Source organism: Psychrosphaera saromensis, from assembly GCF_002954545.1.
Classification (GTDB): Bacteria; Pseudomonadota; Gammaproteobacteria; order Enterobacterales; family Alteromonadaceae; genus Psychrosphaera; species Psychrosphaera saromensis.
This window is the reverse complement of sequence record NZ_MSCH01000003.1, coordinates 54,208-80,557: the sequence shown is the minus strand read 5'-3', so window position 1 is coordinate 80,557 and position 26,350 is coordinate 54,208. Positions and strand designations below refer to the sequence as shown.

Annotated in this window: 28 protein-coding genes; 19 read left to right on the top strand and 9 right to left on the bottom strand. The window is 37.3% G+C overall.

Annotation, left to right across the window (positions count from 1 at the left end):
* The first annotated feature begins 77 nt into the window (after positions 1-77).
* Complete coding sequence (gene ispG, locus BTO11_RS00400) at positions 78-1,181, top strand: flavodoxin-dependent (E)-4-hydroxy-3-methylbut-2-enyl-diphosphate synthase (RefSeq protein ID WP_105050722.1); 1,104 nt, start codon at positions 78-80, stop codon at positions 1,179-1,181.
* A 107-nt stretch (positions 1,182-1,288) separates the two neighbouring features.
* Here the strand turns inward: ispG and BTO11_RS00395 are convergent, their stop codons facing one another.
* The 3 genes from BTO11_RS00395 to BTO11_RS00385 are packed head-to-tail and all read right to left on the bottom strand — an operon-like array spanning position 1,289 to position 3,086.
* Positions 1,289-2,101, bottom strand: a complete 813-nt coding sequence (locus BTO11_RS00395) for a hypothetical protein (protein ID WP_105050721.1) — start codon at positions 2,099-2,101, stop codon at positions 1,289-1,291.
* Positions 2,094-2,654, bottom strand: coding sequence for an ATP-binding cassette domain-containing protein (locus tag BTO11_RS00390; RefSeq protein WP_105050720.1), 561 nt, complete (start codon positions 2,652-2,654; stop codon positions 2,094-2,096). Before BTO11_RS00390 ends, BTO11_RS00395 begins: the two co-directional genes overlap by 8 nt.
* Before the next feature lie 3 nt (positions 2,655-2,657).
* Positions 2,658-3,086, bottom strand: coding sequence for a methylglyoxal synthase (locus BTO11_RS00385; RefSeq protein WP_105050719.1), 429 nt, complete (start codon positions 3,084-3,086; stop codon positions 2,658-2,660).
* Positions 3,087-3,245: 159 nt separating this feature from the next.
* Here BTO11_RS00385 and BTO11_RS00380 point away from each other — a divergent pair, with 159 nt between their 5' ends.
* From BTO11_RS00380 to BTO11_RS00330, 11 genes are all read left to right on the top strand, one after another.
* Complete coding sequence (locus BTO11_RS00380; RefSeq protein WP_105050718.1) at positions 3,246-4,253, top strand: extracellular solute-binding protein; 1,008 nt, start codon at positions 3,246-3,248, stop codon at positions 4,251-4,253.
* Positions 4,254-4,478: 225 nt separating this feature from the next.
* Positions 4,479-6,125 carry an ABC transporter permease gene (locus BTO11_RS00375; RefSeq protein ID WP_229793383.1) on the top strand — a complete coding sequence of 549 codons (1,647 nt, stop codon included), beginning with the start codon at positions 4,479-4,481 and terminating at the stop codon, positions 6,123-6,125.
* Between the two features lie 27 nt (positions 6,126-6,152).
* The gene (locus BTO11_RS16655) at positions 6,153-6,551 is read left to right on the top strand and encodes an ATP-binding cassette domain-containing protein (RefSeq protein ID WP_105050716.1); all 399 of its coding nucleotides are present in this window, start codon (positions 6,153-6,155) and stop codon (positions 6,549-6,551) included.
* 11 nt (positions 6,552-6,562) lie between these two features.
* Positions 6,563-7,252 carry an ABC transporter ATP-binding protein gene (locus tag BTO11_RS16650; protein ID WP_105050715.1) on the top strand — a complete coding sequence of 230 codons (690 nt, stop codon included), beginning with the start codon at positions 6,563-6,565 and terminating at the stop codon, positions 7,250-7,252.
* A gap of 185 nt (positions 7,253-7,437) precedes the next feature.
* On the top strand, positions 7,438-7,776 hold the full coding sequence (glnK, locus tag BTO11_RS00360) for a P-II family nitrogen regulator (RefSeq protein ID WP_105050714.1): 339 nt from the start codon (positions 7,438-7,440) through the stop codon (positions 7,774-7,776).
* 10 nt (positions 7,777-7,786) lie between these two features.
* Positions 7,787-9,073, top strand: a complete 1,287-nt coding sequence (locus BTO11_RS00355; RefSeq protein WP_105050713.1) for an ammonium transporter — start codon at positions 7,787-7,789, stop codon at positions 9,071-9,073.
* Positions 9,074-9,195: 122 nt separating this feature from the next.
* Positions 9,196-10,059 (top strand): Rossmann-like fold-containing protein, encoded by an 864-nt coding sequence (locus tag BTO11_RS00350; protein WP_105050712.1) that lies wholly within the window; start codon positions 9,196-9,198, stop codon positions 10,057-10,059.
* 835 nt (positions 10,060-10,894) lie between these two features.
* The gene (locus tag BTO11_RS00345; RefSeq protein WP_105050711.1) at positions 10,895-11,272 is read left to right on the top strand and encodes a YacL family protein; all 378 of its coding nucleotides are present in this window, start codon (positions 10,895-10,897) and stop codon (positions 11,270-11,272) included.
* 13 nt (positions 11,273-11,285) lie between these two features.
* Positions 11,286-13,070, top strand: coding sequence for a sensor histidine kinase (locus tag BTO11_RS00340; RefSeq protein WP_105050710.1), 1,785 nt, complete (start codon positions 11,286-11,288; stop codon positions 13,068-13,070).
* On the top strand, positions 13,054-13,896 hold the full coding sequence (locus tag BTO11_RS00335; protein WP_105050709.1) for a PAS domain-containing protein: 843 nt from the start codon (positions 13,054-13,056) through the stop codon (positions 13,894-13,896). Before BTO11_RS00340 ends, BTO11_RS00335 begins: the two co-directional genes overlap by 17 nt.
* Before the next feature lie 9 nt (positions 13,897-13,905).
* Complete coding sequence (locus BTO11_RS00330) at positions 13,906-14,559, top strand: response regulator (protein ID WP_105050708.1); 654 nt, start codon at positions 13,906-13,908, stop codon at positions 14,557-14,559.
* 81 nt (positions 14,560-14,640) lie between these two features.
* Here BTO11_RS00330 and BTO11_RS00325 read toward each other — a convergent pair whose 3' ends face one another.
* The 4 genes from BTO11_RS00325 to ygfZ form a co-directional block, all read right to left on the bottom strand.
* Entirely contained in the window at positions 14,641-15,192 is a 552-nt protein-coding gene (locus tag BTO11_RS00325; protein ID WP_105050707.1) for a MotA/TolQ/ExbB proton channel family protein, read from the bottom strand.
* 1 nt (position 15,193) lies between these two features.
* On the bottom strand, positions 15,194-15,655 hold the full coding sequence (locus BTO11_RS00320; RefSeq protein ID WP_105050706.1) for a hypothetical protein: 462 nt from the start codon (positions 15,653-15,655) through the stop codon (positions 15,194-15,196).
* Positions 15,656-15,877: 222 nt separating this feature from the next.
* On the bottom strand, positions 15,878-16,363 hold the full coding sequence (locus BTO11_RS00315; RefSeq protein WP_105050705.1) for an FKBP-type peptidyl-prolyl cis-trans isomerase: 486 nt from the start codon (positions 16,361-16,363) through the stop codon (positions 15,878-15,880).
* A 12-nt stretch (positions 16,364-16,375) separates the two neighbouring features.
* Complete coding sequence (gene ygfZ, locus BTO11_RS00310; RefSeq protein ID WP_105050704.1) at positions 16,376-17,224, bottom strand: CAF17-like 4Fe-4S cluster assembly/insertion protein YgfZ; 849 nt, start codon at positions 17,222-17,224, stop codon at positions 16,376-16,378.
* Positions 17,225-17,381: 157 nt separating this feature from the next.
* Between ygfZ and BTO11_RS00305 the strand changes: the two genes are divergently transcribed.
* On the top strand, positions 17,382-17,690 hold the full coding sequence (locus tag BTO11_RS00305; RefSeq protein ID WP_105050703.1) for an FAD assembly factor SdhE: 309 nt from the start codon (positions 17,382-17,384) through the stop codon (positions 17,688-17,690).
* A gap of 83 nt (positions 17,691-17,773) precedes the next feature.
* Here the strand turns inward: BTO11_RS00305 and msrA are convergent, their stop codons facing one another.
* Positions 17,774-19,081, bottom strand: coding sequence for a peptide-methionine (S)-S-oxide reductase MsrA (gene msrA / locus BTO11_RS00300; RefSeq protein WP_229793373.1), 1,308 nt, complete (start codon positions 19,079-19,081; stop codon positions 17,774-17,776).
* A 220-nt stretch (positions 19,082-19,301) separates the two neighbouring features.
* Here msrA and BTO11_RS00295 point away from each other — a divergent pair, with 220 nt between their 5' ends.
* The 3 genes from BTO11_RS00295 (at position 19,302) to BTO11_RS00285 (ending at position 20,905) form a co-directional block, all read left to right on the top strand.
* Positions 19,302-19,862 carry a hypothetical protein gene (locus tag BTO11_RS00295; protein ID WP_105050702.1) on the top strand — a complete coding sequence of 187 codons (561 nt, stop codon included), beginning with the start codon at positions 19,302-19,304 and terminating at the stop codon, positions 19,860-19,862.
* Between the two features lie 227 nt (positions 19,863-20,089).
* Entirely contained in the window at positions 20,090-20,248 is a 159-nt protein-coding gene (locus tag BTO11_RS00290; protein WP_105050701.1) for an oxidoreductase-like domain-containing protein, read from the top strand.
* 42 nt (positions 20,249-20,290) lie between these two features.
* Positions 20,291-20,905 (top strand): trimeric intracellular cation channel family protein, encoded by a 615-nt coding sequence (locus BTO11_RS00285; RefSeq protein WP_181135802.1) that lies wholly within the window; start codon positions 20,291-20,293, stop codon positions 20,903-20,905.
* A gap of 45 nt (positions 20,906-20,950) precedes the next feature.
* Here the strand turns inward: BTO11_RS00285 and BTO11_RS00280 are convergent, their stop codons facing one another.
* Positions 20,951-22,147, bottom strand: a complete 1,197-nt coding sequence (locus BTO11_RS00280) for a GNAT family N-acetyltransferase (protein WP_105050700.1) — start codon at positions 22,145-22,147, stop codon at positions 20,951-20,953.
* 176 nt (positions 22,148-22,323) lie between these two features.
* On the opposite strand from BTO11_RS00280, the gene BTO11_RS00275 reads away from it, so the two are divergent.
* The 3 genes from BTO11_RS00275 to alaS are packed head-to-tail and all read left to right on the top strand — an operon-like array spanning position 22,324 to position 26,282.
* Positions 22,324-23,139, top strand: a complete 816-nt coding sequence (locus BTO11_RS00275; RefSeq protein WP_105050699.1) for a DUF2189 domain-containing protein — start codon at positions 22,324-22,326, stop codon at positions 23,137-23,139.
* Positions 23,102-23,611, top strand: a complete 510-nt coding sequence (locus BTO11_RS00270) for a regulatory protein RecX (protein WP_105050698.1) — start codon at positions 23,102-23,104, stop codon at positions 23,609-23,611. Before BTO11_RS00275 ends, BTO11_RS00270 begins: the two co-directional genes overlap by 38 nt.
* 46 nt (positions 23,612-23,657) lie before the next feature.
* Positions 23,658-26,282: an alanine--tRNA ligase gene (alaS, locus tag BTO11_RS00265; RefSeq protein WP_105050697.1), complete on the top strand. Its 2,625-nt coding sequence runs from the start codon at positions 23,658-23,660 to the stop codon at positions 26,280-26,282.
* Positions 26,283-26,350 lie beyond the last annotated feature (68 nt).

Below are 26,350 nucleotides of genomic sequence, written 5' to 3'. Positions count from 1 at the left end.
TAATAGCTTATTCATAAATAAAAGGCTGTCACGTTCAGCCTTTTATTTTGCCCGAATTTAATTGTAGAGAGAAATAAATGTTTGGTGAAAACCCAATAACTCGCCGTAAATCAATACAGATCATGGTTGGTAATGTCCCTGTTGGTGGCGATGCTCCAATTTCGGTTCAGTCGATGACCAACACTAACACTTCTGATGTTGAAGCAACTGTAAACCAAATTAATGCACTGCAAAAAGCCGGTGCTGATATCGTTCGAGTTTCTGTACCAACGATGGATGCTGCTGAGTCATTTAAACAAATTAAACAGTTAGTGGATATTCCATTAGTTGCGGACATTCATTTTGATTATCGTATTGCGCTAAAAGTTGCTGAATATGGTGCTGACTGTTTACGCATCAATCCAGGTAATATTGGTAGTGAAGACCGTATTAAAGCGGTGATAGATGCAGCAAAAGAAAAAAACATTCCAATTAGAATCGGCGTAAATGGCGGTTCTTTAGAAAAAGACATTCAAGAAAAATATCATGAACCTTGCCCAGAAGCTTTATTAGAGTCGGCTATGCGTCATGTTAATATCTTAAAGAGCTATGACTTTCATAACTTTAAAGTCAGTGTGAAAGCGTCTGATGTGCATTTAGCGGTAGGTGCTTATCGTTTATTGGCCAAAGAAATTGAACAACCCATTCACCTAGGCATTACAGAAGCTGGCGGTTTCCGCTCTGGTGCGGTTAAATCGGCAGTTGGTTTAGGTATGTTATTAGCCGAAGGTATTGGCGATACAATGCGCATATCTTTAGCTGCGGATCCGGTAGAAGAAGTGAAAGTGGGCTTTGATATCTTAAAATCACTAAGTATACGTTCTCGCGGAATTAACTTTATTGCTTGCCCTAGCTGCTCAAGACAAGAGTTTGATGTGGTACAAACCATGAATCAGCTTGAAGAGCGTTTAGAAGATGTCATTGAACCAATTACTGTATCGGTTATTGGTTGTGTTGTGAACGGTCCAGGTGAAGCTCTAATATCAGATTTAGGCTTAGCAGGTGCGAACAAACGCAGTGGTTTTTATATTAATGGCCAACGTCAGAAAAAACGCATAGACAACGGCAGTGCTGCCGATCAAATGGAAGCTGAGATCAGAGATTATCTAGCTAAAAAGATACCAATTGAAAATCTGGATTAAGTGATCAAACTTTATAGATGATCGTATAAAAGAAAAGGCCAATGAATATATTGGCCTTTTTTATAGGTTTGTCTCCTACACTATTTGTATATTACAAAGGAGAGAGTTTATTTTGCGGGCAACAACATAATAACCATTATGGTTAAACTTGTTACTAGTGCAAAAATAAACAACCAATTAGTTATCGTGCAGATAAGAGTACAGTAATTTGAGTTTATGTTGGTTAAGAATAAACTCATGCTAGCTTGGTTTTTTCTAATAGAACGCCAAATTTGCAACATCAAATAAGTGGTTAATATTAACCACAGACCAACGACTGCTAATATAACTTCAATTTTTTCAACGTTATTGAGAAAAATATAACAGACATAACTTCCAATTAAAAATAAAGCAATGGACGTTAAATTACCCTTTAATAATATAAAGTTAACTATTTTTATATTGGGCCATTTCATCTTTATTTCTGCTTTTGGTGCTAGTTTAAACTTGAGCTGTAATATGAAAATACCAGCACTATAAGCGTATATACTTGCTGTTAAAGCAAGGTTTGACAACGACCAGTCGACTTTTGCATAACCTGCCCAAACACAAACATGTAATAAAATAGTAAATTTAAAAAAGGTAAGTAATAGATTCTTGTTAAAATTTCGGCCAAATAAGTACTTGAAAAATATCAACTCTTTGTTTTGCCAAACGGACAAGAATAAATACCCTTCGAGTAAACTAACAAGAGTAATAATAAGCCAACCTACAAGATGCGATACGTAATTATCAGTACCTTGATAAATCAAAAAGCTAGGTAAAGGTGACAGTAATAAAATTACTGGGCTAAACAAGAGCAAGCAAAATATAAGAACACGGTAGAGTTGATCTTGCTGTTTATGAATGCTTTGTTTTTTACTGAATACTTGGCTAAACATGCACGGAGTCATCAAAGTCTAAAATATTTTCGTGGTCGACAAAGATTAATTTTCTGTCATCTGCCTGGATGATTTTTTTGAAAACGCTCTGGCTGTCTTGATCTAAACTGGCAAAGGGTTCATCCAAAATTAATATTTCTGAATGTTGCGATAAAGCCCAAAGAACAGAAAATTTCTTCTTTGTCCCTGAAGATAGCTTAGCAAACTTTTTATGTTCAAATTCACCAAGGTCCAACTGCTTAATAACATTTTGGTAATAGGTGTTATCAAAATGGCTATAGCGTTGAAATAGCTCAGTGACTTCAGCTGTAGATAAAAACTCTGGTGGGGTAATGCTGTCAGAGCTTATCGATATTAATTCGGTTAATGGCGCCGAGCTATTTATCTTGCCCTTAGTTGGCATTTCTAAACCAGCTAATAATCTTAGTAAGGTTGATTTACCACTGCCATTTGGGCCAATAACTTTTGTGTTGTTAGTTGTAAAGTCATGACTGAAGTTATTAATAATAGGCTTTGAACCATATCGTTTTACTATAGAAAAACATGTCAGCATAAATTAAATACTTCTATCAGCATATTCACTAAAATCGGTAGCGTGTACTTGTGGCTCTTCAAATAGCGGACTCTCAATAACAAAGTCAGCGGTTGCAAAGTTACAGGCGACCACGCAGTTATACATAGTTGATAAACGCAATAGTGCTTTAATATCAACATCGTGTGGTTGTGGAGTCATAGGATCTATTATGAAAAACAGAATGTCTAATTTGCCCTCACAGATCATAGCACCGAGTTGCTGATCGCCACCTAAAGGGCCACTTTTTAATGGCGTAATATCTAGTCCAGGAACCGCTTCTTTAATTAATTTCCCAGTTGTGCCGGTGCCATATAAGTTGTGTTTAATTAACTTATCTTGATGTCTTTTAGCCCAGGCAATAATTTCTGGTTTTTTTTTGTCGTGTGCTACAAGCGCAATATTTTTAATCATCAAACAATCTCTTATTTTATTATTATTTTTAATGAGTTATAAAAATGACTGTTTTTTGTTTTTAAATCAAATTTAATTCTGTACTTTTTATCATCCCTTGCTAGAATTGTTGAGAATAATTCTCAATTGCAATAGCTCACTCATTGGATTCTCTATTATATGAAAAAATTAATATTAGCTTTTTTAGCATTAGGTACATTTGGCGTTTTAGCAGAAACTACACAAACGGTTAATATTTATTCTTTTAGACAGTCGTTTTTAATAGACCCAATATTAGAAAAATTCACAGTAGAAACGGGTATTCAAACCAAAGTGGTGTTCGCCAAAAAAGGTTTGATTGAACGCCTTAAACGCGAAGGGAAGTACAGTCCTGCTGATGTGGTTTTAACGTCTGATTTTAATAAGTTACTGCAATTAAAAGATGAAGGCTTAACTTCAACAATTGAAAGTAGCAATATTGATAAAAATGTCCCAGCTCATTTTCGTGACGATCAAGGTCAATGGATTGCATTAACTAAACGTATTCGTAATATTTATGCATCTAAAACCAGAGTGAGTAACCCTCAAGCATTAACGTATGAGTCATTAGCGGCACCTGAGTTTAAAGGCAAAGTATGTACTCGCAGTGGTAAGCATCCTTATAATTTAGGATTAATTGCTTCTATGATTGCTCATAAAGGTGAAGCTGAAACTCAAACTTGGCTACAAGGTGTTAAAGCAAACTTGGCACGTAAGCCACAAGGAAACGATAGAGCGCAAGTTAAAGCAATTAAAGAAGGCTTGTGTGATGTGTCTTTAGGTAATAGTTATTACTACGGTAAGATGCTTGAAAATGCAGAGCAAAAACCTTGGGCTGATGCAGTAAACATTGTTTATCCAAATCAGAATGATCGTGGTTCACATGTTAATGTTTCTGGCGCTGTGATCACTAAATACGCACCTAATAAATCAAACGCTCTACAATTGTTAACTTTCTTATCCTCAGAAAAAGCGCAGCAAACGTATGCGTCGGTCAACATGGAATACCCTGTTAACCCAGCAGTAAAACCTGCAGAGATAATGTTAAGTTGGGGGGAGTTTAAAGAAGATACTTTACCGTTAACTAAAGTTGCAGAATATAGAGAAGCTGCGTTAAAGTTAGTTGATAAAGTAAAGTTCGACCTATAAATGAGTTGTCGGTATTAATGAATCTGTATTATAACGGATGAGTAATACACGCTAGCGTAAATACATGAGCTGTAAATGAATGATTTAAAGCCAACGGACGTTATTAACAAAGTAACCTCCGTTGGTGTTTCACCTTCCTCCTCAAACACATTCTTATCAAAATTGGCTTATCGATTGCCGAGTTTTAAACACGTCAAAATTATAAGTTTTTTATTAGCACTAGTGATGGCGTTACCATTAATCACTTTGCTATTTGAAGCATTCTCTAGCAGCGGCGATAGTTTTGCTCACATAAGAGAAACCGTATTAACCGATTACGTAATAAACACCGTGTTATTAATGGGTTCTGTTGGCACTTTAGTTTTAATCATTGGCATACCGTTAGCGTGGCTGATTGCCAATTGTGACTTTTGGGGAAAACGCTTTTTTAATTGGGCATTAGTTTTACCCCTTGCTATGCCGGCTTATCTAGTGGCTTACACTTACACTGATTTATTAGATTACGCTGGACCTATCCAGGTAGCTCTTAGAGACTGGTTTGGGTGGACAAGTGTGAATGATTATTGGTTTTTTGACATTCGTAGCTTATCTGGTGCTGCGGTTATGCTGTCTTTGGTGTTATATCCTTATGTGTATTTGATGGTTAGAGCGAGCTTTCTTGAGCAAAATGCCACGTTAACCCAAGCGGCAAGAGTGCTAGGTAAGTCACCTTTTAAGTGTTTTATGCAAGTGTCTTTACCTTTAGCAAGAAACGCTATTGTTGCCAGTTGCGCTTTAGTCATGATGGAAAGTATGGCGGACTTTGCTACCGTTAATTACTTTGCTGTCAGTACCTTAACCACAGCCGTTTACGATACATGGTTAGGACATTATGATTTAGCCAGCGCCGCCAAGTTGTCATCTATTATGGTTATGGGGGTTTTTGTACTTTTGTTCCTGGAGCAATTACAAAAAGGAAAACAAAAAAGCAGTAATGATGCCAAAGTAAGTCAGCAGTCACTGACTTATAAATTGAGTAAAAAACAAACCGTATTTGCTGTTAGTTTTTGTTCAGTTATTTTGTTTGTTGCTTTTATCGTCCCTGTGTTTGTATTGCTGCAATATGCGGTAAATTACTTTGAGCAATCTTGGAGTACACAAGTGTTTGAGTTTGCCCTCAACAGTGCAGGCATTGCTTTTATTACTGCGCTGTTAGCGTTACTTTTATCGTTAATACTCAATTATGCATACCGAGTTAAACCAAACAAGGTACAAGCATTTTCATTAAAGGCCGCTAGTTCTGGTTACGCAATTCCTGGGACTGTGATGGCGATTGGCGTATTAGTGCCATTAACCTTTTTAGATATACAAATGAATGATCTTGCGATTTGGTTGGGGTTTTCTGCGCCTGGTCTGTTATTAAGCGGCTCTGTCATTGCTATTATCTTTGCTCACTTGGTGCGATTTATTGCGATTGCCAATAAAACCTTAGAATCGAGTTATGAAAAAATAAGTCCGTCGTTGGATATGGTAGCCAAAACTATGGGAACTAATGGGGGAAGTTTATTAAAGAAAGTACATATACCGTTAGTGCGAAAAAGTGCAATGGTTGCAGCGCTGCTTATTTTTGTTGAGAGTATGAAAGAGTTACCAGCTGCTTTGTTATTACAGCCTTTTGACTTCCAAACGTTACCGACTTATGTATATCAATATGCCAGTGACGAGCAACTTGAGTTAGCCGCATTAGGCGCAATTTTGATAGTATTAGTTGGCCTTATCCCTTTGTTAATTTTAAACCGTTCTATTGACTCAAGTAGCATTGACTCAAGTAGCATTGACTCAACTAACATTGACTCAAGTAAAGTGATTCAAAATAGAGTGAATGGCAAATAGAGTGAACCTTTGTATGGAATTATTACCATGTCAGTATTGAGCTTATCTAAGTTAAATGTCAGTTATAAAAGCTCTGCAAGCTCCCAAGGCAAGATTCAAATAATTGATGAGCTCGAGTTACAAGTTAATTCTGGGGAAATCGTTGCCTTGTTTGGTCCATCTGGCGGTGGAAAAAGCACAGTGCTCAAAGCCATTGCTGGATTATTAGATGATGTCTCTGGTGACATCATCATTGGTGGCAAACAAGTTCTTGGTATTAACCGTCACGGTAATACGAGTATTAACATAGCGACTGAAGATAGAAAGATAGGTCTTATTTTTCAAGACTATGCGTTATTCCCGCATTTAACTGTGGCACAAAATGTGGCTTTTGGTTTAGACAAGCTATCAGATCTGCAAGGACAGCCAAAGTCGACTCTTTATTAGAGTTAATAAAGATGGCGGAATATTCCGATAGATATCCACATGAATTATCCGGTGGGCAACAACAACGAATTGCAATTGTTAGAGCATTAGCGTGTGAGCCTGAGTTGCTGTTGTTTGATGAATCCTTTTCAAATATCGACCCGCAATTTCGCTTTGAGCTGATAAACGATATTCGTGCGTTATTGAAGCAACATAACATTGCGGCTTTATTTGTAACGCATAACCAAGATGAAGCATTTGCTTTTTGTGACAAAATTGCCGTGTTAAATAAAGGAAAAATTGAGCAGATAGATCATGCCGAACGTTTGTTTAATTATCCACAAACCCGATTTGTCGCTGAATTTCTAGGGCAAGGTTTATGGTTGCGCTGTAAAGTGGCATCGGCGCTTGTTCTGTTATCAGAATTAGGTGATATCGCTTATGCCGGTGATAAAGATTTACTTAGCGTAATGTCGTTACAAGTTGAAGATGAAGTGGATGTTTATATTAGGCCACACCAGCTTAAATTAACTTTGTCTGATGATTCTCATGTTGTAGTAACAAACGAACGTTTTGCTGGTGAGTTCTATGAATCGCAGGTTCAATGGTTAGGGCAAACTATCGTTGTAAAAACCCCAAATTCATTTTTAAATCAATCGGTAAAAATTGACATTAACACAGCTGTTTGGTCTGTGTTCCCAGTCGTTAAATCCCCAAATTAGTTCGCACAAAGGTGCACGTTAATAGTGCACCATAACTGTACATTCAAATATCCCAATATGGTGCAATTGTAATTAATTAACGCCTTTCCTTTTCGGAATAATTTTATATAACAGTTACTTACATTACTGGCATTGATCTTCCTTTAGTTTCTTTGATAATAAAAAAAATAGACTAAGGAATAACAATGAAACTGGTAACAGCCATAATCAAGCCATTTAAACTGGATGATGTACGCGAAGCCATCAGTGAAGTCGGAGTTGAAGGACTTACAGTAACTGAAGTTAAAGGTTTTGGTCGTCAAAAGGGTCACACAGAGCTATATCGTGGTGCGGAATATCAAGTAGATTTCCTACCTAAAGTAAAACTAGAAATTGCTACATCAGATGAAAATGCAGAGCGTTTAGTTGAAGTAATCGCCGAGGCAGCTAACACTGGTAAAATCGGTGATGGTAAAATATTCGTAGTAGATCTAGCTCAAGCCGTACGTATCCGTACTGGTGAAACTGACGACGAAGCGATATAGGGGAATAACAATGGAACAAAATATTTTTCACCTCCAATATGCAATGGACACATTCTACTTTTTAGTTTGTGGAGCATTGGTTATGTGGATGGCTGCTGGTTTCTCTATGTTAGAAGCTGGTTTAGTTCGTGCTAAAAACACAACAGAAATTCTTACTAAAAATGTAGCCTTATACGCTATATCTTGCACTATGTATTTAATCGTTGGCTATTCAATCATGTATGACGGTAGCCTGTTCCTAGCTGGAATTGAAACCGTAGACGTTGAAGCAACGCTTGGTGAGTTTGCAGCACGTGAAGATGGTTTTGCTGGCGATTCAATTTACTCTAGTGCATCAGATTTCTTCTTCCAAGTTGTATTTGTTGCAACCGCTATGTCAATTGTATCTGGTGCCGTTGCTGAGCGTATGAAGCTTTGGTCATTCTTAGCATTTGCAGTTGTAATGACTGGGTTCATTTATCCAATGGAAGGTGCTTGGACTTGGAACGGTGCATCTGTATTTGGTATGTATACACTTGGTGATTTAGGTTTCTCTGACTTTGCCGGTTCTGGTATTGTTCATATGGCCGGTGCTTCAGCTGCATTAGCTGGTGTATTGTTGTTAGGCGCTCGTAAGGGTAAATACACTAAAGACGGAAAAGTAAATGCAATCCCTGGTGCAAACATGCCAATGGCAACATTAGGTACGTTCATTTTATGGATGGGTTGGTTTGGCTTCAACGGTGGCTCAGTGTTAAAACTTGGCGATATCGGTAATGCAAACTCAGTTGCTATGGTATTTTTAAACACTAACGCAGCAGCGGCAGGTGGTTCAATTGCAGCATTAGTATTAAGTGCGATATTGTTCAAAAAAGCAGATTTAACGATGGCACTTAACGGTGCGCTAGCAGGTCTAGTTGCAATTACAGCTGAACCTTCTACTCCTACTGCATTACAAGCAACATTGTTTGGTGCTATTGGTGGATTGCTAGTTGTTGGTTCTATATTAGCATTAGATAAATTGAAAATTGATGATCCAGTAGGCGCTATCTCAGTGCACGGTGTTGTTGGCTTCTTAGGTTTAATGTTAGTTCCTTTGACTAACCCATTAACTGAAGATGGCGGGGCGTCATTCTCTGGTCAGCTAATTGGTGCAGCAACAATCTTTGTTTGGGTATTTGGCACAAGCCTTATCGTTTGGGCAATTCTTAAAGCAGTGATTGGTATTCGTGTTACAGAAGAGCAGGAATACGAAGGTGTTGACCGTTCAGAATGTGGCATAGAAGCTTATCCTGAATTTGTGAATGCAAATAACTAATATTTAGTATTCTAGTATTATCTTAAAGCCGTCCTAGTGACGGCTTTTTTGTGTCTGTCGTTTACTACCAGAATTAGGCATAATGCCAATTGCATAAATTAGAATAGTGGTAATTAACACATATGGTAATTAATAAGGAGTGGTCAGTTCTAACAATTGGCGACGGTGATCTATCTTTTTCTCGATCTATATTTGACAATTACAAACCTAAAAAACTTACCGCTACGGTATTGGACTCAGTAAATGAGTTAACCAGTAAATATGGCAGTGAGCACTTAGATTACTTACAGAAACAAAGTGACGGCGTATTAAACGAGGTTGATTGTCAGGTCGTGACTGAATTTGATATCACTGATTTAGATAAGGTTCGCCAATTAACCCAAGAATACGACTTAGTTATTTTTCAATTCCCTTTAGTGCCTAATTTCTCCAGCCAAGGTGAATTTCAGCAACATACTAAAACTCGCACCCAAATCGGCTCTCAAAGCAGTGAACAATTTTTGAGTATTAATACAATTAACAGAAGGTTGTTAAGATTATTTTTAATCAACAGCTTTGATTGTTTATTAGCACAAGATGGCGCTCAGTTAGCTTATATCAGTTCCAAAGACGTTAAACCTTATATTGAATGGGATATTGAGTATTCCTTAACAAAAGAGACTGAGCTTAGCTGTATTGGCTCAATGGAATTTATAACGGAACAGTTCCCTGGTTATAAAATTAGGAATGTGGATAGAGACAAACATGTAAAAGATACCGCCTCTTTAACTTATGTATGGACATCAAACCACAATAGAGAGGCTAGGTTAGACTTATTCCCAGCGATGAATCCTCTACCGACTTTATTCGGCGAGCTAGGTTGTGACATTTGCCATGCAGGACCATTTGAAACTGAACAAGAGAAAACAAGTCACCAAGCAGGTAAAAAGCATAAACGTATGAGTGAATATGAAGCTCAGTGGCAGGGCTACCTGCAAAGTTCCTAGGTATTTTCAATAAAGACATTGGAACAAGGCATTTATAAGATAGTTAAATAATATGGCTTGAATGCGATAGATATTTAAATCGGTAAGTACTTTAATCGGTAGATACGTTAATAAATAAGGATACAAATCTTAAATTACAGGCATAAAAAAAGTAGCCTCAGCTACTTTCTTTATATTCCTTTTTGGCATCCTACCAAACAAATCCGTCTGTATGTTCTTCCTTTTTGCTCCATGCTGCCCAATCCCTAGACTTTCCTTCCCTTTTTTCCCTTTCCTTGCAACAAGCTTCCCGCTTTCCTTTATAATCCCTATGGCATCCAGCCAGTCCTTTCCTTTTTTTCCTTGAATTCGGTTTGGCGTAATACTCGCCTATCCATTTCGCATCTTGCGATCCATGTCCCTGTTGGTCCTAGTTTCCCTGTCAAAAAAGCTCCTGCTTTCCTAATTAAATCCGTTTTCGCATCCAGCGATTCCAATCCATGTTTGCTAAGTCATTTAGCAGTCTCGTCGTTAAGATGGAGCTATAGTACGTAATTTATAAATAGTAAAAAGGATAAGAACCTACAAAAATATACGCACTAATAATTTAGATTTGACGGAATGTTGTAAAAATACATATAAAACAATAGGTTGATTGTTTTATTAAATTGTAATTTAAGTAAATAACAGTATTATCCCTATCGAATGTGAGATATATCTCACAAGCTAACTAGAGATGGTGCATTGAAACTCTGCATAGCACTTTTGCTAGATTCACATATACTTCATAAACAAACCGTACGTTTCGTAAAAAACGTATTAAAATCAGTTTACTATAAATTACCAGGGACTAAGTATGGATTACGAATTTATCTTTGATACAAGTACTAAAATACATACTGTCGAGGTGGTTGGTGAGCAATTCGCTGTCGGTCGCTTTTTAAATACCGAATTTGGCGATGCTAGCAATGCATCTGAACAACTAAATGACTTAGTTGACGTGTTAGAATCAAAAAAAGACGGCGTTATTCAATTCACAGAATGGTGTATTGAATTTGATAACGATGAATTAACAATAATTCATGCCAGTCAGCTTGAAACTAAGTCTGAGCAGGATAAACTAACTGAGTCAGAACAAAGCTTGTCTGATGTGGTGTGGGATTTTCAGTCAGAGTGCGGCAAAGCTGACTTAATTGAGTTGTTAATTGCCTGGTCTGATTTTAGAGCCGAGTAATAAAGGAATTGTTTTGTTAATTAAGCCTAAAGCGGTATTACATTCGTCATTAATTTTCTCGTTTTTGATTTTTATTGGTAGTTTAATCACTGCTCAATTTATTCATCTTGATGTAACTAATTTAAATACTTATCAGGCTATTAGCTTAATGAAAGGGCTGGTATGTTCTTCTGTATTTTTGTACTGGTTATTCATTAGATATAGCTTGGCGGCAATGACGCTATTTAGCCTGTTTAAAACATGGCAAATAGGGTTTGTTCTACTGTTGCAAGCGGTTGAAGGGCTGTATTTATTTTTCACCCATGACCAAACCAATTGGTCCATGGTTATTGGTATAAATTTATTCATTACCTGCTTACTTTATTTAAACTTATACCTGACTTTTTTATCCAAGCGTCTTGCCGATCTCATCGTGATCACGTTATTAAGTTTGAGCTTTTTCCTTTTTATTGGTTATACCTACGAGTGGACCAACACCACTGAAATTCTGCACTCAGATCTTTCCGTGATGATGATATTTAGTGCGTTTAGTTGTTCAATCTTATTGGCCGTTGGGTTAATGAGGATTCAATTTAAATTAACTCAATACTCTGAATTTGAATTACTGCCGGTGTTAATTATGTTCACCGGTTTTCTTGGTTTAGTTGCCGCTGAAAATGCCATCTTATGGTCCGCCGTGACTTTATTGCAGATGTTATTTGTCGTGGTCGTGATCAGTTTGGTTGTTAAAGTAGACAAATACTTTGCGGCAGATTGGACATTATTATCAACCGGTTTAAATTCGTCGAAAAATGCCTACTTCTACTGCACAGAACATAGCGAAATACGTTTTGTTAACGACGCGTTTAAGAAGTTATTTGGCGTCGTTGAGGGAACTCGATTAGATAAAGTAAAACATCCTCTGCATACACACCCGTTATTTGAAACGATTTCTAAGGCACTTTCCAGTCAAGGTTATTGGTCTGGTGAAACGGTTATTATTGGTGATAATGGCAATGTGATTTCTGTTCGTGTTGAGTTTAAAGTTATTGATATTAATGGCGAACGTTATCACCAAGCTTGGTTTTTAGACTTAGCCGAAAAAATAGCATTACAAACTAACGAACATACCATTCGAGAGAAGTTAGAAAGACTGTCATTTAACTTGATGGATAAACAAGAAGAAGAAAGACGTTATTTTGCCAAAGAGCTACACGATGAAATTGGGCAAAGTTTAACCTTATTGAAAATTCAGCATCAACTACCTGAACCAGATAAAGAATTAATAACATCTGTTTTATCTGAGTTAATCGACAAGGTTAGAAATTTATCATTAAATTTAAGGCCATCAATTTTAGACGATATGGGACTGTCTGCGGCATTAGACTGGTTAACCGACCGACAACGAAAGTTCAGTCAGTTGGCGATTGTCAGTGACATTATGCCAGGGTTACCTAGGTTTAATGACAAGTTTGAAATATCCGTATTTAGGATTGCCCAAGAAGCGTTTACCAATATTCATAAATATTCACACGCCGATTTAGTAACGATTCGTTGTTCAATTGAACATAATTATCTGCAGCTAAGCATAGAAGATAACGGCGTTGGTTTTGATGTGAGTTCTAAAATCAACAGTGCCATTAAAGGCCAAAGCTTAGGATTGTTGGGTATTCAAGAAAGGGCTTTTTTAATAAATGGTTTGATTGAGATTTCATCGACACCAGAAGAAGGCACGTTAATTGAATTAAGAGTACCGGTTTTGGATAATGTATTAGATGGCGGCTCGTTTGGGATGGAGATAAATGATGAGACTGTTTAAAGCATTATTTTTGTTATGTGTTAGTTTAGGATTCAGTGGTAAATTAATCAGTGCAGAAAGTGAACCTGCTGCTTTCACTGAAGTTTATAAGCTAGTCGAGTCGTCAAATACCGACATTTATCTTATTACCGACACAGGCACTTGGTTATTAGATAATGACAAGCTCATCAGAGTCGACAGTAAAAGCAGTGTTGAAGCTGTATCCGTGGATGCTAAGCCTTATAAAGGGGTAATTGCTAAAGCCAACGTAGAATTTAAAAGTGCATGGCAACGATTCGTTGGTGTTAGTTCTATTTTGATTGTCGTTATTTTTGTGGGTATTTACCTTTACTATCAATCAGCGTTAAATAAACGCCGACGAGCTTATTACGAGCGCATGAAAATTCAACAACAAGTATTGAGTATTTCTTCGTTAGCAACAGGGGATGAGGTTTTAGACTGTGACATAATGAATAATACGATTAATCGTATTAATAAAAATGCCACGATCGGCTTACCAGATAAGGTTTATTTTCAATCTGAAGCCTTTATCGAGACCTTACATCCGGATGATAAAAGTGTTTTCTTAGGCCACTTTGAATCGTTAATGCAAGGCGGTAAAAATAACTACGAGATTGAATACCGCATTTCAGGTAAAGAACAAGAATGGGTTTGGTTAGTTGAGCGCGGTTGTGTTATTGAGCGTGATGATAAAGGCAAAGCCAAACGATTAGTATCGAGTATGAGAGACATCAGCTCTATTAAACAAGAACATGAAAATTTAGTTCGTTTAATAAGTGAATTAGAGCTTCGCCTAAAAAGTGCAGAAGCGGCATTAAACAATTAAGGCTTTTTTATGAATAAGTACAGTATTTTATTTGCAGACGATCACACCTTGTTACGTCAAGGTTTGATCAGCTTGACCCAGAACTTTTCATTCATTGATAAAGACCGAATATATCAAGCGGCTAATGGCCGTGAAGCGGTTAATTTCGTAAAGAAAACTCAGCCACAATTAATCGTTATGGATGTTTCTATGCCTGAGATGAATGGGCTTGAAGCGGTCGATGCAATAAAAAATCAATTTCCAGAAATAAAAGTATTAATGCTATCTCACTATAATAATGAACCTTATGTGATCAGAGCATTAAAAGCTGGAGCTGACGGCTATATGCTAAAAGATGCGGCCGTGGACGAGCTACAAGATGGCCTCAAAAATATTATTGATGGCAACATGTATATCAGTCCGGATATTGACCAAAACATTATTGCTAAAATTAACAGTAATGATGATGTCGCCGTTGATGCGTTAGACATACTAACGTCACGTCAACGCAATATCTTACAGTTGATAGCAGAAGGGCATTCCACTAAAGACATCGCTGAGAAGCTGTTCTTGAGTGTTAAAACGATAGAAGCACATCGAGCTAACATTATGGATCGATTAAGTATTAGAGACGTTGCTGGCCTGGTAAGGTTTTCAATTAGAGTAGGTTTGATAGAGGCATAAGCCTTATTCACATATAAATAATACAGATACAAAAACGCCGCAAGCTAATGATTTAGCTCGCGGCGTTTTTTTATGCGGGGATTAATAAGAACTAATCAAAATAACAAAGTTGCCTACTATGGCTGCAAATCCCATTAGAACAAAAGTATTTGGTAATGAATTATTCTGATCTATGTGCAATTGGATTAATCCGTTTATATTGCCGATTTTTGCATTTCTGATCACGTTTTGTTTTAACGGCTCAAATATCAACTTGGCTACTAAATAACCATAAAGAAAACTAACTAGACTAGCTCCAGTGGCCGGGTATATTTCGGCGGTAGTTGTGACGTTTGACAGCATAGCTAATTGACTGAGTAAAGTTCCTAAAATACCTGCGATAATCGCCGTGTTTGATAGGTGATCAAAAAACGACACAGCTAAAAAGAATTCTTTTTGTGAAGTCACAGGGCGAGATATGTATTTAAAAGCACTAAATGCATGAATGCCATAACTTAAAAACATAACACCAAACACCATGCCAAAGATAAGCAGTAAGCTAAATCGGTCAATGAAAAATTCGCTGTAGCCTGTTAGAAATATTACACCGGCAAAGGTCGCGATAAAAAGTAAATATCCAATGAATTTATTCATGTTACTTGCCTTGTTTCTCAGTCGAAGAATCAACATTTAAACGATTAAGTAAAATGCCATGTTTAATAGGTTGTATGATGATAAAAGAGAAAATCAACCCATAAATAATATTAAGCAATGTGATCGCAATCGCAGGACCTAACATTTTCACGTCAGTAAAATTAACTAAGACAACCACAGCGCTAATGAAGAAAGCACAAATGCCTGAATATAATGTCAGTCTAGAAATATAGTTAAAAAAGTTTAACGCAGGCAGTAAGTCCTTAGACGGAATTTGCTTTTTTCCGGCTAACATAAAATAATAAATCGTTTGTTTACCGTAACCTACAATCGTGCCAGCTAATGTAATGCCAAACAATAATAGTAACGTTGGTAAATCAAGATACATGTTAAACCCGCCTCCTGCTTTCATAACAACAGCAATAGATGCGATACAAATAAATAAACCAATTAACTTAAACATAATACTCCTCAGGTAGATCGCAAAATGATAACCCAATCGCCAGAATAATTAACTATAAAAATTAATACATTATTAACTTATTGTTAGCTGCGGTGCCTGTATGGGTTATCTTTTTAGTTAACTTATATAGCGGCGGCGGTAAGCTTTTATTTAGTTTTCATTTGCTTAGAACAAAAAAAATGCCAGCATAAGCTGGCATTTTTAATTTGAAAACTTTAGTGACTAGTGTGCGTGACCACAACCGCCTGCAGCATGTACATGGCCGTGAGTGATTTCGTCAGCCGTTGCTGCTCTAACGTCTAAGATTTCGACGTCAAATTTAAGATCGATACCTGCCAGTGGGTGGTTACCGTCAACAGTAATAAACTCATCAGTTTTATCGACAACGATAACGGTTTGGTCACCTTCATCAGTACCCGCTCTAAGTTGCATACCAACTTCCACTTCAAAGTCAGTGAACATTTCAGGCGGAACTTGTTGAACTAAGGCATCAACACGAGGACCGTATGCATCGTCTGATGCAATAGTTACTTCAAACGTATCACCAGCTTTATGGTCGTTTAATGCGTTTTCTAAACCTTCGAGTAAGAAGTTTGTGCCGTGTAGGAATTCTAATGGCTCAGCATCGTATGAGCTGTCGATTAAATTACCTTCACCGTCGAGTACGGAATAGTGCATTTTTACTACTGTTTTATCTGCAATTTTCATGTGGAAACCTTGTTAGCTTTGTTCTAAAGAATATGGCAGTGCCATTAATGTTATGGAATGTGACGTTGTTTGATTTACAAATATAGGATCAGCTAAGTCAGTATCATTAGGCAATACAAGTTGTAAATAGGTCTTACTATCGGCATGACAAACGTTGATAACTTTACCTGCAGAACGTTTGTTGCCGTTTACTTCACGATAAACATCATCACCTATATTTATCGATTCAATGTTATCAGACGATGCGATATACAAAGCGCGTTTATTTTTCCCTAAATAACGCATGCGGGCAACCATTTCCTGGCCCATATAACAGCCTTTATTAAAGGAGATATAATCGAGTGCTTGCATATTGATCATTTGCGGCACATATTCGCCAGAGGTTGCGCTATATAAATGTGCACGGCCTGATAATATTTCCGTTTTCCACCAAGAGTCAGAATTTGTTGTTTCTGTTAACTCTTGTTTGGATAAATTGATAAAGTGCTTGTCGGCTAATGGAACTGAGATCTCTGCGCTTTGGGTTAACGCTAGGTTTTCATCTGAGCCATAAATAAACCAATTCTCACTTTCGTCGGTAATGTCGACCTTAGCAAAAACGCCGTATTTATTTAATTCCGCTAAAGATACTTCAGCACTTTGTTTTGTTAATACTAAAAGAATATCCGCGTCATGCTGAAGCGCAATAAATGTTGACCATGTTTTGCCTTTTGCGTTGCAATGGCATCCAGGCATGACTTTTTGCTCGGCGAGTTTAGTTACGTCACAAGATACTTGCCCTTGCAAGAAAGTAACTGCGTCTGGACCGGTTAATTTAATAACGGAAAACTCTGGTAATCGTGTAATATTTTGAGCAGACATTTAACAAAACTTAATTTTAATAAATTAGAACAGTTAATAATGGGGATAAATAGCTAAAGCTCAAGTAGTTTCATATATAATCGCGAATATAATTACAAAAATTTGTTATTATTCGCTCGTTAACAAATTATTAGACCAATAATGGCGCACAAATAAGATGACAGATAAAAATCCGAAAGCAGAAATAGTTTATGTCGATGTTAGTGGCAATAAATTCATACTAGACTCAAAGCCTAAACTTAAATGGGCATGTCGTCGAGGTATGCTGGAATTAGATGTTTTGTTGGAACCGTTTGTTGATGAAGCTTATGACGCTTTATCTACGCATCAAAAAGCAATATTCCAGCGTTTATTAACCAGTGAAGATCCTGATTTATTCGCTTGGTTTATGGGCCATCAAGAATGTAAAGATGAAGAGTTAAATAGCTTAGTTAAAATTATTTTAAACCGCGTGAAAGCGGATTAGTTAAGCAGAACAAATAAACAAGGCGGTTAAAAACCGCCTTTATATTATTTAATGTTAACTGTTGTTTTGAACGGCATCCAGACTTAACTTCTAGCTTTAAATTCCAATACTGTGGCATTGATGCAGTATCTTGGCTGTCCGTTTGGACCATCATCAAATTTATGACCTAAGTGGATATCTGATTTCTTAGCTCTAATTTCTAAACGTTCCATACCAAAGCGATTATCTTCTTTGTAATAAACTGAATCATCTATCGGTTTAGTAAACGATAACCAACCAGTGCCTGAGTTAAATCTATCGCGTGTATCAAATAGCGGTGCGCCAGATATTTTATCAATAAATACGCCATCTGGTGTGTTTTTGAAAATCTCATATTGTTTACAAAACCGTGAATCGGTTCCTTCGGTAAACGCCACATTAAATGCTTCGCTGTCACCTAGCTTAAAATAGCCTAATGCTTTATAAAACTTAGGTGCATTCACATAACCTTGAATCGCGTATTGCTCCTTACCGTCTTGCATAAATAAAATGGTTGGAGTTGCCCACGTTGGTGAAGTTATTGTTAATCCATCAAGTTGTGACGCGCGGCGAAAGTGCATTGGAATGCTACCTTGGTAGTCATTCGCTACGTCAGCTTTAAACTTGTCGCAGTAAGGACAAAATTCAGAGTCGATGATCACTATGTGTTGGCCAGATTGAATTGCAGTGTTGTCTTTCTTTTCGACTTTATCCGATGGTGAGCCATCTTTTTTTAAAAAACGCACACCGGTGGAATGATCTGGGCAATAACCATTTGGGTTCTTAACTAAATAATCTTGGTGATATTCTTCTGCTGGATAAAAAGTATCGATTAGCTTTATTTGGGTTTTAATTTTACCTAGGCCAGCTTTTGTTAATAAAGTTTGGTATTGAGCTGACACGTTATTGGCCAAATCAATTTGCTTTTGCTCTTTGAGTAAAATGGTTGAACGGTATTGTGTGCCAATATCGTTACCTTGTTGGTTCATTTGAGTTGGATCGTGCTGCTCAAAAAAGCTTTGTAATAATTGAGTCAGGGTTATTTGATCAGGATTATAAGATACCTGAATAACTTCAGCATGATTGTTAGGATTAAATTTATTTTGGCGTAGTGTTACGGCTTGGTAGTTAGCTTTAACCCCTTTACCGTCGGCATAACCTGAGATAACGTCGGCAACACCTGAAAGTTGAGCAAAGCGTTTTTCTGCCCCCCAAAAACAACCTAAACCAAATACCACAGTATCAAGATGCATGGTTTTAAAATCAGAGTCAGCCAGTAGTTTAGCGGCTGGTTTTGACTCGGTACTGCAACTAGCAAAGCTAAACGCCATTAAACTAATGACTAATGCATGTAATGTATATCGTAAATTCATTGGTAACTCCAAAATGGAAGTAATGTTACTGTACTGTATATAACCAGAGATAACGGATAAAAATTTCAGCACAAGCCCATAAAATATAAATTTAACGTTATTAGTCTGTTTGTTAATATCAATTTTTCTTTAACTAACGGATTGAAATATAGATTTATTTTTATATAGTAGTCGCGCCGATTGATCGGCAATTAAATATAACTTAATGGAATTAAATTAAATGAAAAAAACATTATTGGCTTTAGCATTAACGGTTGCCACATCATCTTCTTTTGCAAACGAAATGTTCGATATGGAAAACGCTAAGAAAAGCGCCACTGTAGGTTTTGCAAGTGTAGGTGACTACTCTGGCGTAAAATTTGGTGGTCGTATTGATTTAGCATCAGGTCTTTATGCAGACGCATCTTATTTTACCGTTAGTGGCGATGAAGGTTATGGCTCTTACACTTTTGATGTTGAGACATCTCAATTAAAAGCAATTGTTGGTATGCACTTTCCTTCAACTGATCAATTATATTGGTTAGCAGAAGGTGGTTTTGTGCGTAGTGCAGCTGAAGTGGCTGGTTTTGAAGTTACTGAAAATGATCTAGCATATAAATTTGGTGCTGGCTGGGACTTTGGAAATAAAGTGATCCTTGAAGGTTACGTAGCATCGGAAGGTGGTGATACCTTTATTGGCGGATTCGCTAAATACGAAATTAATGAGAAATTTGACGTAACGTTTGAGTATAACCTTTACTCTGATGCTCACATGTTCATCATGGCTGCTTACAAATTCTAGTCGTTAAGTTAATCGTGTTATAAATATAAGCGCTTAGGTAATGTAAACTTAAGCGTTTTTTTATTGGTTAAATAAAAATCCCCCCAAATTCACTTTAACGCTATTGCTTAAATAACTGTCTAATCAAAAGTTAAAATAAGCGTTATTTCAGTGTTTTAAATAAAAAACTACAAACCTTAAGCGCCTTCTTATATATTCAACCAATCGTAATATTGGATCGTCAAAAAATGGAAAAGCCGGATAAGCCAGCACCTAATGAATGTTGTGGTGGTGGAAGTTGTTGCCCTTGTGTATGGGATGATTACTTTGCCAAGCTCAAGCATTGGCAAGAATACCAAGACTTGTCTGATCCAAAAGAATTACAAACACCAGCTGATAAAAAGTAAGCACTCCTGAAAATGTAAGACTGAGAGACTAATAACGTGGTAATGAGTACAGTAGAAATAGACATTATTTATATGATGAACTTAATTGGTTGTGGCGTGTTTGCTATTTCTGGTGCCATCATGGCGTATAAACAAAAGATGGATGGCTTTGGTGTGTTAGTACTCGCTGCGGTTACAGCAATCGGCGGTGGTACAGTTCGGGACTTATTATTAGATGCGCCCGTTTTTTGGTTAACTCAGCCCAGTTATATTTACGTGGTCATATTTGCGGCAGTGCTGGCAATTATTTGGTTAAACTATTCTGAAAGAATTCCAGCCAAAGCGTTAGAGATTGCCGATGCGATTGGACTGGCATTATTTGTGGTGATGGGCACAAGCAAAGCATTAAGTTATGGTGTTTCTGATGTAACTGCGATTATTTTGGGCATGATGACAGGATGCTTTGGTGGCATGATACGTGACGTATTAGCTAACGAAGTCCCGATGATCTTGCAAAAAGAGTTATATGCCATCTGTTGTATTGTTGGTGCTAGTTTATATGTTCTTATCATTCCATTTTACGAAGAGGTGGCGATTATAAGTGCTTTCTCTGCTGTGCTGCTTCTCCGCTTAGCGGCAATTAAATGGAAATGGCAATTACACGTATTCAAGTATTAAGCTCTATCATTGGTTCAGGCTTAGGCTCTGGTATTTGCCCTTGCACTAATCTCCTGTCTTAAAGGGCAGGCGAGTTTCACAAGCTTGCATATAATGTTTGTTCTGTTGTTTTTCTTGTAGGCAAAAGTTTTCAATGGCTTGATGAAAAGGCGCTAGTTCTATCTGGTGATAGGAGTAAGTGGTGATGGGTTTAAAACCACGGGATATTTTATGCTCGCCTTGAGTGCCAGGATTAAACGTCTTTAGTTTGTTGCTAATACAATATTCAATGCCTTGGTAATAACAGGCTTCAAAATGCAGGATTTCGTGCTCTTGCATCTCCCCCCAATAACGGCCATATAAGGTATCGTTAGAGACAAGATACAAAGCTGCAGCAATAATTTCATCATCATGAAAGCAAAACAGTATTTGTACTTTGTCTAACATAGTACGGCATATTTGTTGGAAAAACTCTGGATTCAAATAACCAGTTTGTCTGCGTTTATAATAGGTGGATTGATAACATTGATAAAAAGTCTCTAATTCCAAATCAGAAACCACAGAGCCTGAACGCCACTGTGTTGTGACTCCTGCATCGCGTACTTTTTTACGTTCTTTAATAATGTTTTTTCGTTTTCTCGCCGTCATTAATGATAAGTATTGGTCAAAATCAGTTAGCAAACTGCCGTCTTGGTATTCGTTAAACCAATGGAACTGATGTCCTTCTCGCTCAATCCAATGTATATCCTTATTGTCATCAACAGGTATAAGTAAACGTTTATCTGGAAAAATATAATGACTGCTGCTGATATCAAACTCTTGTACTGAAAACTGCCTAATGTGCTCAAAAGCTTCTAACTCAGACATTGATGAATTAGTTAACCATTTACTGCAAGGGATAGGCGAAAATGGAACGCCTGCGAGTAATTTAGGGTAATAATTTAATCCGTTACGTTGATAAGCCTCTGCCCAAGCCCAATCAAATACATATTCACCATAAGAATGTGTTTTTAAATAACTAATAAATAAACCAAAACGTGGGGCAGATTTCTCAGCTTCTAGAGTCTTGGTGTATAAATTCTCTTTATATAGAAAGTAATGCGGTATCCAACCTGAACTTTCACCAATGCATTGAGTCTGTTCCAAGGCGAGTAAAAACGCTAGGCTAGTGAATGGATTATTTGAATGTGCAAATATTTGTTTTTGTAATTCAGGCTCAATGTCATTAAGCGAATGAATTAATTGCCAGTTATTATTAGTCACGAGTTATCTTAATTAGTTGTTCAATTTAGTTATTTAATTAGTGGCTTTCAACGATGGAATTCCACAGCTAATAAGGTATGATTACTCACTTTGGTACTAAATACCATTATCAAATAATTATTACAGATCAGCATAGTTTAAATTGATTGTTGAATTACGGAAAATAAGTAGATTTTATGAAGCTTGTCGTTACTAAAACAAAGACCCTAAACGCCTTTACTTGGATTAAACAAGGATGGAGTTTATTTACCTTACAGCCTGGTCCATTTATGGCTATGAGTGCCATAATTATCGCGATTAGTTTTTTAGGTAACTTGAATGCCATTTTTGGCGTTGTTGTGATTTTTATGATGCCGTTTTTATCTGCCGGATTTTATCAATGTGCATCCAGAGCTGAAAAAGGCGAAAGTATTACTGCCGTTGATATTTTTGCTTACTTTTCTCAAATACAAACCCATAGAGTATTTATCCACTTGGCGTTTGTCAGCATAGTACTAAGTATTCCAATGACACAAATCGCCGTTTCTGTTGCAGCTGATGTTCAAGCTATGATCGAAGGTGTGGGGACAATCGATTTTAATAACGCATCTTTGTTAGTTGTTTTGATGTGGCTAAACTTTATGTTGTTAGCTTTTGCTTTACCTGCCGCTTGGATTTCACCAGAGACTGACGTATTAACCTTATTAAAACAAAGCTTTAAAGCGTGTTGGATAAACGTACTGCCGTTAACTATATACGGTTTTATGATTATGGCTCTTATTTTGATAAGCATGCCTATTATTCTGGTAGGCTGGTTAGTGATGTATTCAGTAAGCGTGTTATCTTTTTATCAAATGTTTTTATCTATTTATCAACCTGAAACGCCAATAAAACATAAAACGATAATTACCAATGGCGCTGGTGAAATTGTTAAAGATGACGAAACTGACGTAAGTAGCGAACAAGATACGGATAATGAACAAGTTTCAAAAAACAATACCCCTGATAACTGATCCTGCTAAATTACGCGCTAGAGGATTGTATTGGCTTGGCAGACAAGAGTACTCAATACATGACTTTAGAGTTAAGTTAGAAAAGGTTTGTGAAAATATTGAATTAACGGAAGCGTTAATTACCGACTTCGTCAGCCGAGATTGGTTAAACGAACAACGTTACCTAGAGGGCTTTGTTCGTATAAAGTTATCAATGGGATTAGGTTGTCAACGAATTCAGCAAGAGTTAAAACAACACGGTTTAAAAAGTGATGTTACTAACTTATATATTGAGTCACTAGAGATAGATTGGTTTGAACAAGCCAAATCCACTTATGAGCGAAAGTTCGCAAATAAGCCAATGGATATAGACCAATTAGGTAAAGATAAATTTTATAAAGAAAAAGCGAAACGTTATCGCTATATGTCGTATCGGGGATTTAAACCCGATGAAATAAAGTATTCAATGGAAAACCAGTCAGACGATTGGTGATCAAAGAGTATTGTAAATAAGATAATTAGAACTTAGGTATTATTGTATGTATAACACGACGGCCGGTTTACGACAGGCATTTTTAGATTTTTTTGCAGATAAACAACATCAAATAGTTGCTTCAAGTTCTTTGGTACCAGGCAATGATCCAACCTTGTTATTTACCAACGCAGGTATGGTGCCTTTTAAAGATGTATTTTTGGGCGCTGAATCTCGTCCGTATACTCGCGCAACTTCTTCTCAGCGTTGTGTACGAGCTGGTGGTAAACATAACGATTTAGAAAACGTAGGTTATACCGCTCGTCATCATACATTTTTCGAAATGCTAGGTAACTTCAGCTTTGGCGACTATTTCAAACAAGACGCCATGAGCTTTGCGTGGGAATTTTTAACCAAAGAGTTAAAACTACCAGAGCATAAATTACTGGTTACTGTGTATGAATCTGACGGTGAAGCATTCGACTACTGGAACAAAGTTATTGGCGTTCCAGCAGAAAAGATCATTCGTATTGGTGATAAGTCAGCGGACAAAAAATACGAGTCTGATAACTTTTGGTCAATGGGCGATACGGGTCCTTGTGGTCCATGTTCTGAAATATTTTACGACCACGGTGAACATATCTGGGGCGGTCCTCCAGGATCTCCAGAAGAAGATGGTGACCGTTTTATCGAGATTTGGAATCTAGTGTTCATGCAGTTCAACCGTACTGCTGATGGCGTAATGCATCCATTACCTAAACCGTCGGTTGATACCGGTATGGGCATTGAACGTATTTCTGCAATTATGCAGGGGGTACATTCAAACTACGAAATCGATATTTTCCAAAACCTTATTAAAGCAGCCGCTGAGTTATTAAACGTAACGGACTTAGAAAACAAATCATTACGTGTTATTGCTGACCACATTCGCTCATGTTCATTTTTAATCGTTGATGGTGTTATGCCGTCAAACGAAGGCCGTGGTTATGTATTAAGACGTATTATTCGTCGTGCTATTCGTCATGGTAACAAGTTAGGCGCTAGCGATTTATTCTTCCATTTATTAGTGAAAACATTAGTAAAAGAAATGGGTGCGGCTTTTCCAGAGCTAACGCAAAAGCAAGCCATTGTTGAAAAGATGTTGCGTATTGAAGAAGTGCAATTTGCTAAAACATTAGAACGCGGATTAGCTTTATTAGAGAGCTCACTGGCTGAATTAAAAGGTACAGTAATTCCGGGCGAACTAGTCTTTAAGTTATACGACACGTATGGATTCCCAGCAGATTTAACGGCTGATATTGCACGTGAAAAAGAATTAACCATAAACGAAGAGGCGTTTGACGCCGAGATGGCTGCACAGCGTAAAATGTCGCAAGCGGCTTCTGGTTTTGGTGCAGACTATAACGATCAAGTTAAGTCTGAGCATGAGTCGGTATTTAAAGGTTATGACAACTTAGAGTACTCAGCCACTGTGGTTGAGTTATTCAAAAATGGTGAGTCGGTAACTGAATTAAGTGATGGCGAAGAAGGTATTGTTATTTTAGATAATACACCTTTTTACGCTGAATCTGGTGGTCAGTCAGGCGACCACGGTGTACTTGATAATGACGTCGCTCAATTTACGGTTACAGATACACAAAAAGTCGGTAACGCGATTGGTCATTACGGTAAAATCATTGGTTCATTAACGGTAAATGCTCGTGTTAATGCACAAATAGATGCGGCTCGTCGTGATGCGATTAAACAAAATCACTCAGCAACTCACTTATTACACGCCGCATTACGCACAGTGTTAGGCGATCATGTTGGTCAAAAAGGATCGTTAGTTGAAGCTGACAAATTCCGTTTTGACTTCTCACATTATGAAGGTGTGACGGCGGCTCAGCTACAACAAGCTGAACGTTTGGTGAATGAACAAATTCAACAAAACCATGACTTAACCACAGATTTAATGCAAATTGATGCTGCCAAAGAAAAAGGCGCAATGGCGTTATTTGGCGAGAAATACGATGATGAAGTACGCGTTGTTAGCATGGGACCATCTTCAATTGAACTTTGTGGTGGTACACACGTATCGCGCACTGGTGATATAGGTTTATGTAAAATAATATCAGAGGCGGGGATTGCGGCAGGTATACGTCGTATTGAAGCCGTTACCGGTATGGCAGCGATTGAAGCTTTACATCAAACTGACAATACCGTGAATACGGTTGCTAGTTTATTAAAAGCTGATACAAGCTCTTTAGTTGAAAAAGTAGAACAAACCTTATCTCGTAATAAAACATTAGAAAGAGAGTTACGTCAGCTAAAAGAAAAAATGGCGAGCCAACAAGGTAGTGACTTAACTAAACACGTTACTGAAATTGCAGGTGTTAAATGTCTAATTGCTAATTTAGAGTCGGTTGACCCTAAATCGTTACGCGGCATGATTGATGAGCTGAAAAACAAATTAGGCTCAGTGGTTATTATGTTAGCAGCGGTGAACGACGATAAAGTTAGTTTAATCGCAGGCGTAACTAAAGACTTAATTGGTAAAGTAAAAGCCGGTGACTTAGTTAATCACGTTGCTTCACAAGTTGGTGGTAAAGGTGGCGGTCGTCCAGATATGGCTCAAGCTGGTGGTACTCAACCTGAAAATGTTGATACTGCATTAGCATCGGTTAGTGCGTTTTTAACTGAAAAACTATCTTAATGACGTACCAATTTACAACACGTTAATATCTTAATAAATGCCGCTCTTATATGGGAGCGGCATTTTTG

What these genes read in the sequence shown, in the direction of transcription:
- ygfZ (WP_105050704.1), bottom strand. Translation starts at nt 17,224, where the DNA reads ATGTCTGCTCAAAATATTACACGATTACCAGAGTTTTCCGTTATTAAA.
- BTO11_RS00315 (WP_105050705.1), bottom strand. Translation starts at nt 16,363, where the DNA reads ATGAAAATTGCAGATAAAACAGTAGTAAAAATGCACTATTCCGTACTC.
- BTO11_RS00335 (WP_105050709.1), top strand. Translation starts at nt 13,054, where the DNA reads ATGATGAGACTGTTTAAAGCATTATTTTTGTTATGTGTTAGTTTAGGA.
- BTO11_RS00305 (WP_105050703.1), top strand. Translation starts at nt 17,382, where the DNA reads ATGACAGATAAAAATCCGAAAGCAGAAATAGTTTATGTCGATGTTAGT.
- BTO11_RS00295 (WP_105050702.1), top strand. Translation starts at nt 19,302, where the DNA reads ATGAAAAAAACATTATTGGCTTTAGCATTAACGGTTGCCACATCATCT.
- BTO11_RS00285 (WP_181135802.1), top strand. Translation starts at nt 20,291, where the DNA reads ATGAGTACAGTAGAAATAGACATTATTTATATGATGAACTTAATTGGT.
- BTO11_RS00355 (WP_105050713.1), top strand. Translation starts at nt 7,787, where the DNA reads ATGGAACAAAATATTTTTCACCTCCAATATGCAATGGACACATTCTAC.
- BTO11_RS00320 (WP_105050706.1), bottom strand. Translation starts at nt 15,655, where the DNA reads ATGTTTAAGTTAATTGGTTTATTTATTTGTATCGCATCTATTGCTGTT.
- BTO11_RS00380 (WP_105050718.1), top strand. Translation starts at nt 3,246, where the DNA reads ATGAAAAAATTAATATTAGCTTTTTTAGCATTAGGTACATTTGGCGTT.
- glnK (WP_105050714.1), top strand. Translation starts at nt 7,438, where the DNA reads ATGAAACTGGTAACAGCCATAATCAAGCCATTTAAACTGGATGATGTA.
- BTO11_RS00330 (WP_105050708.1), top strand. Translation starts at nt 13,906, where the DNA reads ATGAATAAGTACAGTATTTTATTTGCAGACGATCACACCTTGTTACGT.
- BTO11_RS16655 (WP_105050716.1), top strand. Translation starts at nt 6,153, where the DNA reads ATGTCAGTATTGAGCTTATCTAAGTTAAATGTCAGTTATAAAAGCTCT.
- BTO11_RS00290 (WP_105050701.1), top strand. Translation starts at nt 20,090, where the DNA reads ATGGAAAAGCCGGATAAGCCAGCACCTAATGAATGTTGTGGTGGTGGA.
- msrA (WP_229793373.1), bottom strand. Translation starts at nt 19,081, where the DNA reads ATGAATTTACGATATACATTACATGCATTAGTCATTAGTTTAATGGCG.
- BTO11_RS00375 (WP_229793383.1), top strand. Translation starts at nt 4,479, where the DNA reads ATGGCGTTACCATTAATCACTTTGCTATTTGAAGCATTCTCTAGCAGC.
- BTO11_RS00275 (WP_105050699.1), top strand. Translation starts at nt 22,324, where the DNA reads ATGAAGCTTGTCGTTACTAAAACAAAGACCCTAAACGCCTTTACTTGG.
- alaS (WP_105050697.1), top strand. Translation starts at nt 23,658, where the DNA reads ATGTATAACACGACGGCCGGTTTACGACAGGCATTTTTAGATTTTTTT.
- ispG (WP_105050722.1), top strand. Translation starts at nt 78, where the DNA reads ATGTTTGGTGAAAACCCAATAACTCGCCGTAAATCAATACAGATCATG.
- BTO11_RS00390 (WP_105050720.1), bottom strand. Translation starts at nt 2,654, where the DNA reads ATGCTGACATGTTTTTCTATAGTAAAACGATATGGTTCAAAGCCTATT.
- BTO11_RS00385 (WP_105050719.1), bottom strand. Translation starts at nt 3,086, where the DNA reads ATGATTAAAAATATTGCGCTTGTAGCACACGACAAAAAAAAACCAGAA.
- BTO11_RS00395 (WP_105050721.1), bottom strand. Translation starts at nt 2,101, where the DNA reads ATGTTTAGCCAAGTATTCAGTAAAAAACAAAGCATTCATAAACAGCAA.
- BTO11_RS00350 (WP_105050712.1), top strand. Translation starts at nt 9,196, where the DNA reads ATGGTAATTAATAAGGAGTGGTCAGTTCTAACAATTGGCGACGGTGAT.
- BTO11_RS00345 (WP_105050711.1), top strand. Translation starts at nt 10,895, where the DNA reads ATGGATTACGAATTTATCTTTGATACAAGTACTAAAATACATACTGTC.
- BTO11_RS00270 (WP_105050698.1), top strand. Translation starts at nt 23,102, where the DNA reads ATGAACAAGTTTCAAAAAACAATACCCCTGATAACTGATCCTGCTAAA.
- BTO11_RS16650 (WP_105050715.1), top strand. Translation starts at nt 6,563, where the DNA reads ATGGCGGAATATTCCGATAGATATCCACATGAATTATCCGGTGGGCAA.
- BTO11_RS00325 (WP_105050707.1), bottom strand. Translation starts at nt 15,192, where the DNA reads ATGAATAAATTCATTGGATATTTACTTTTTATCGCGACCTTTGCCGGT.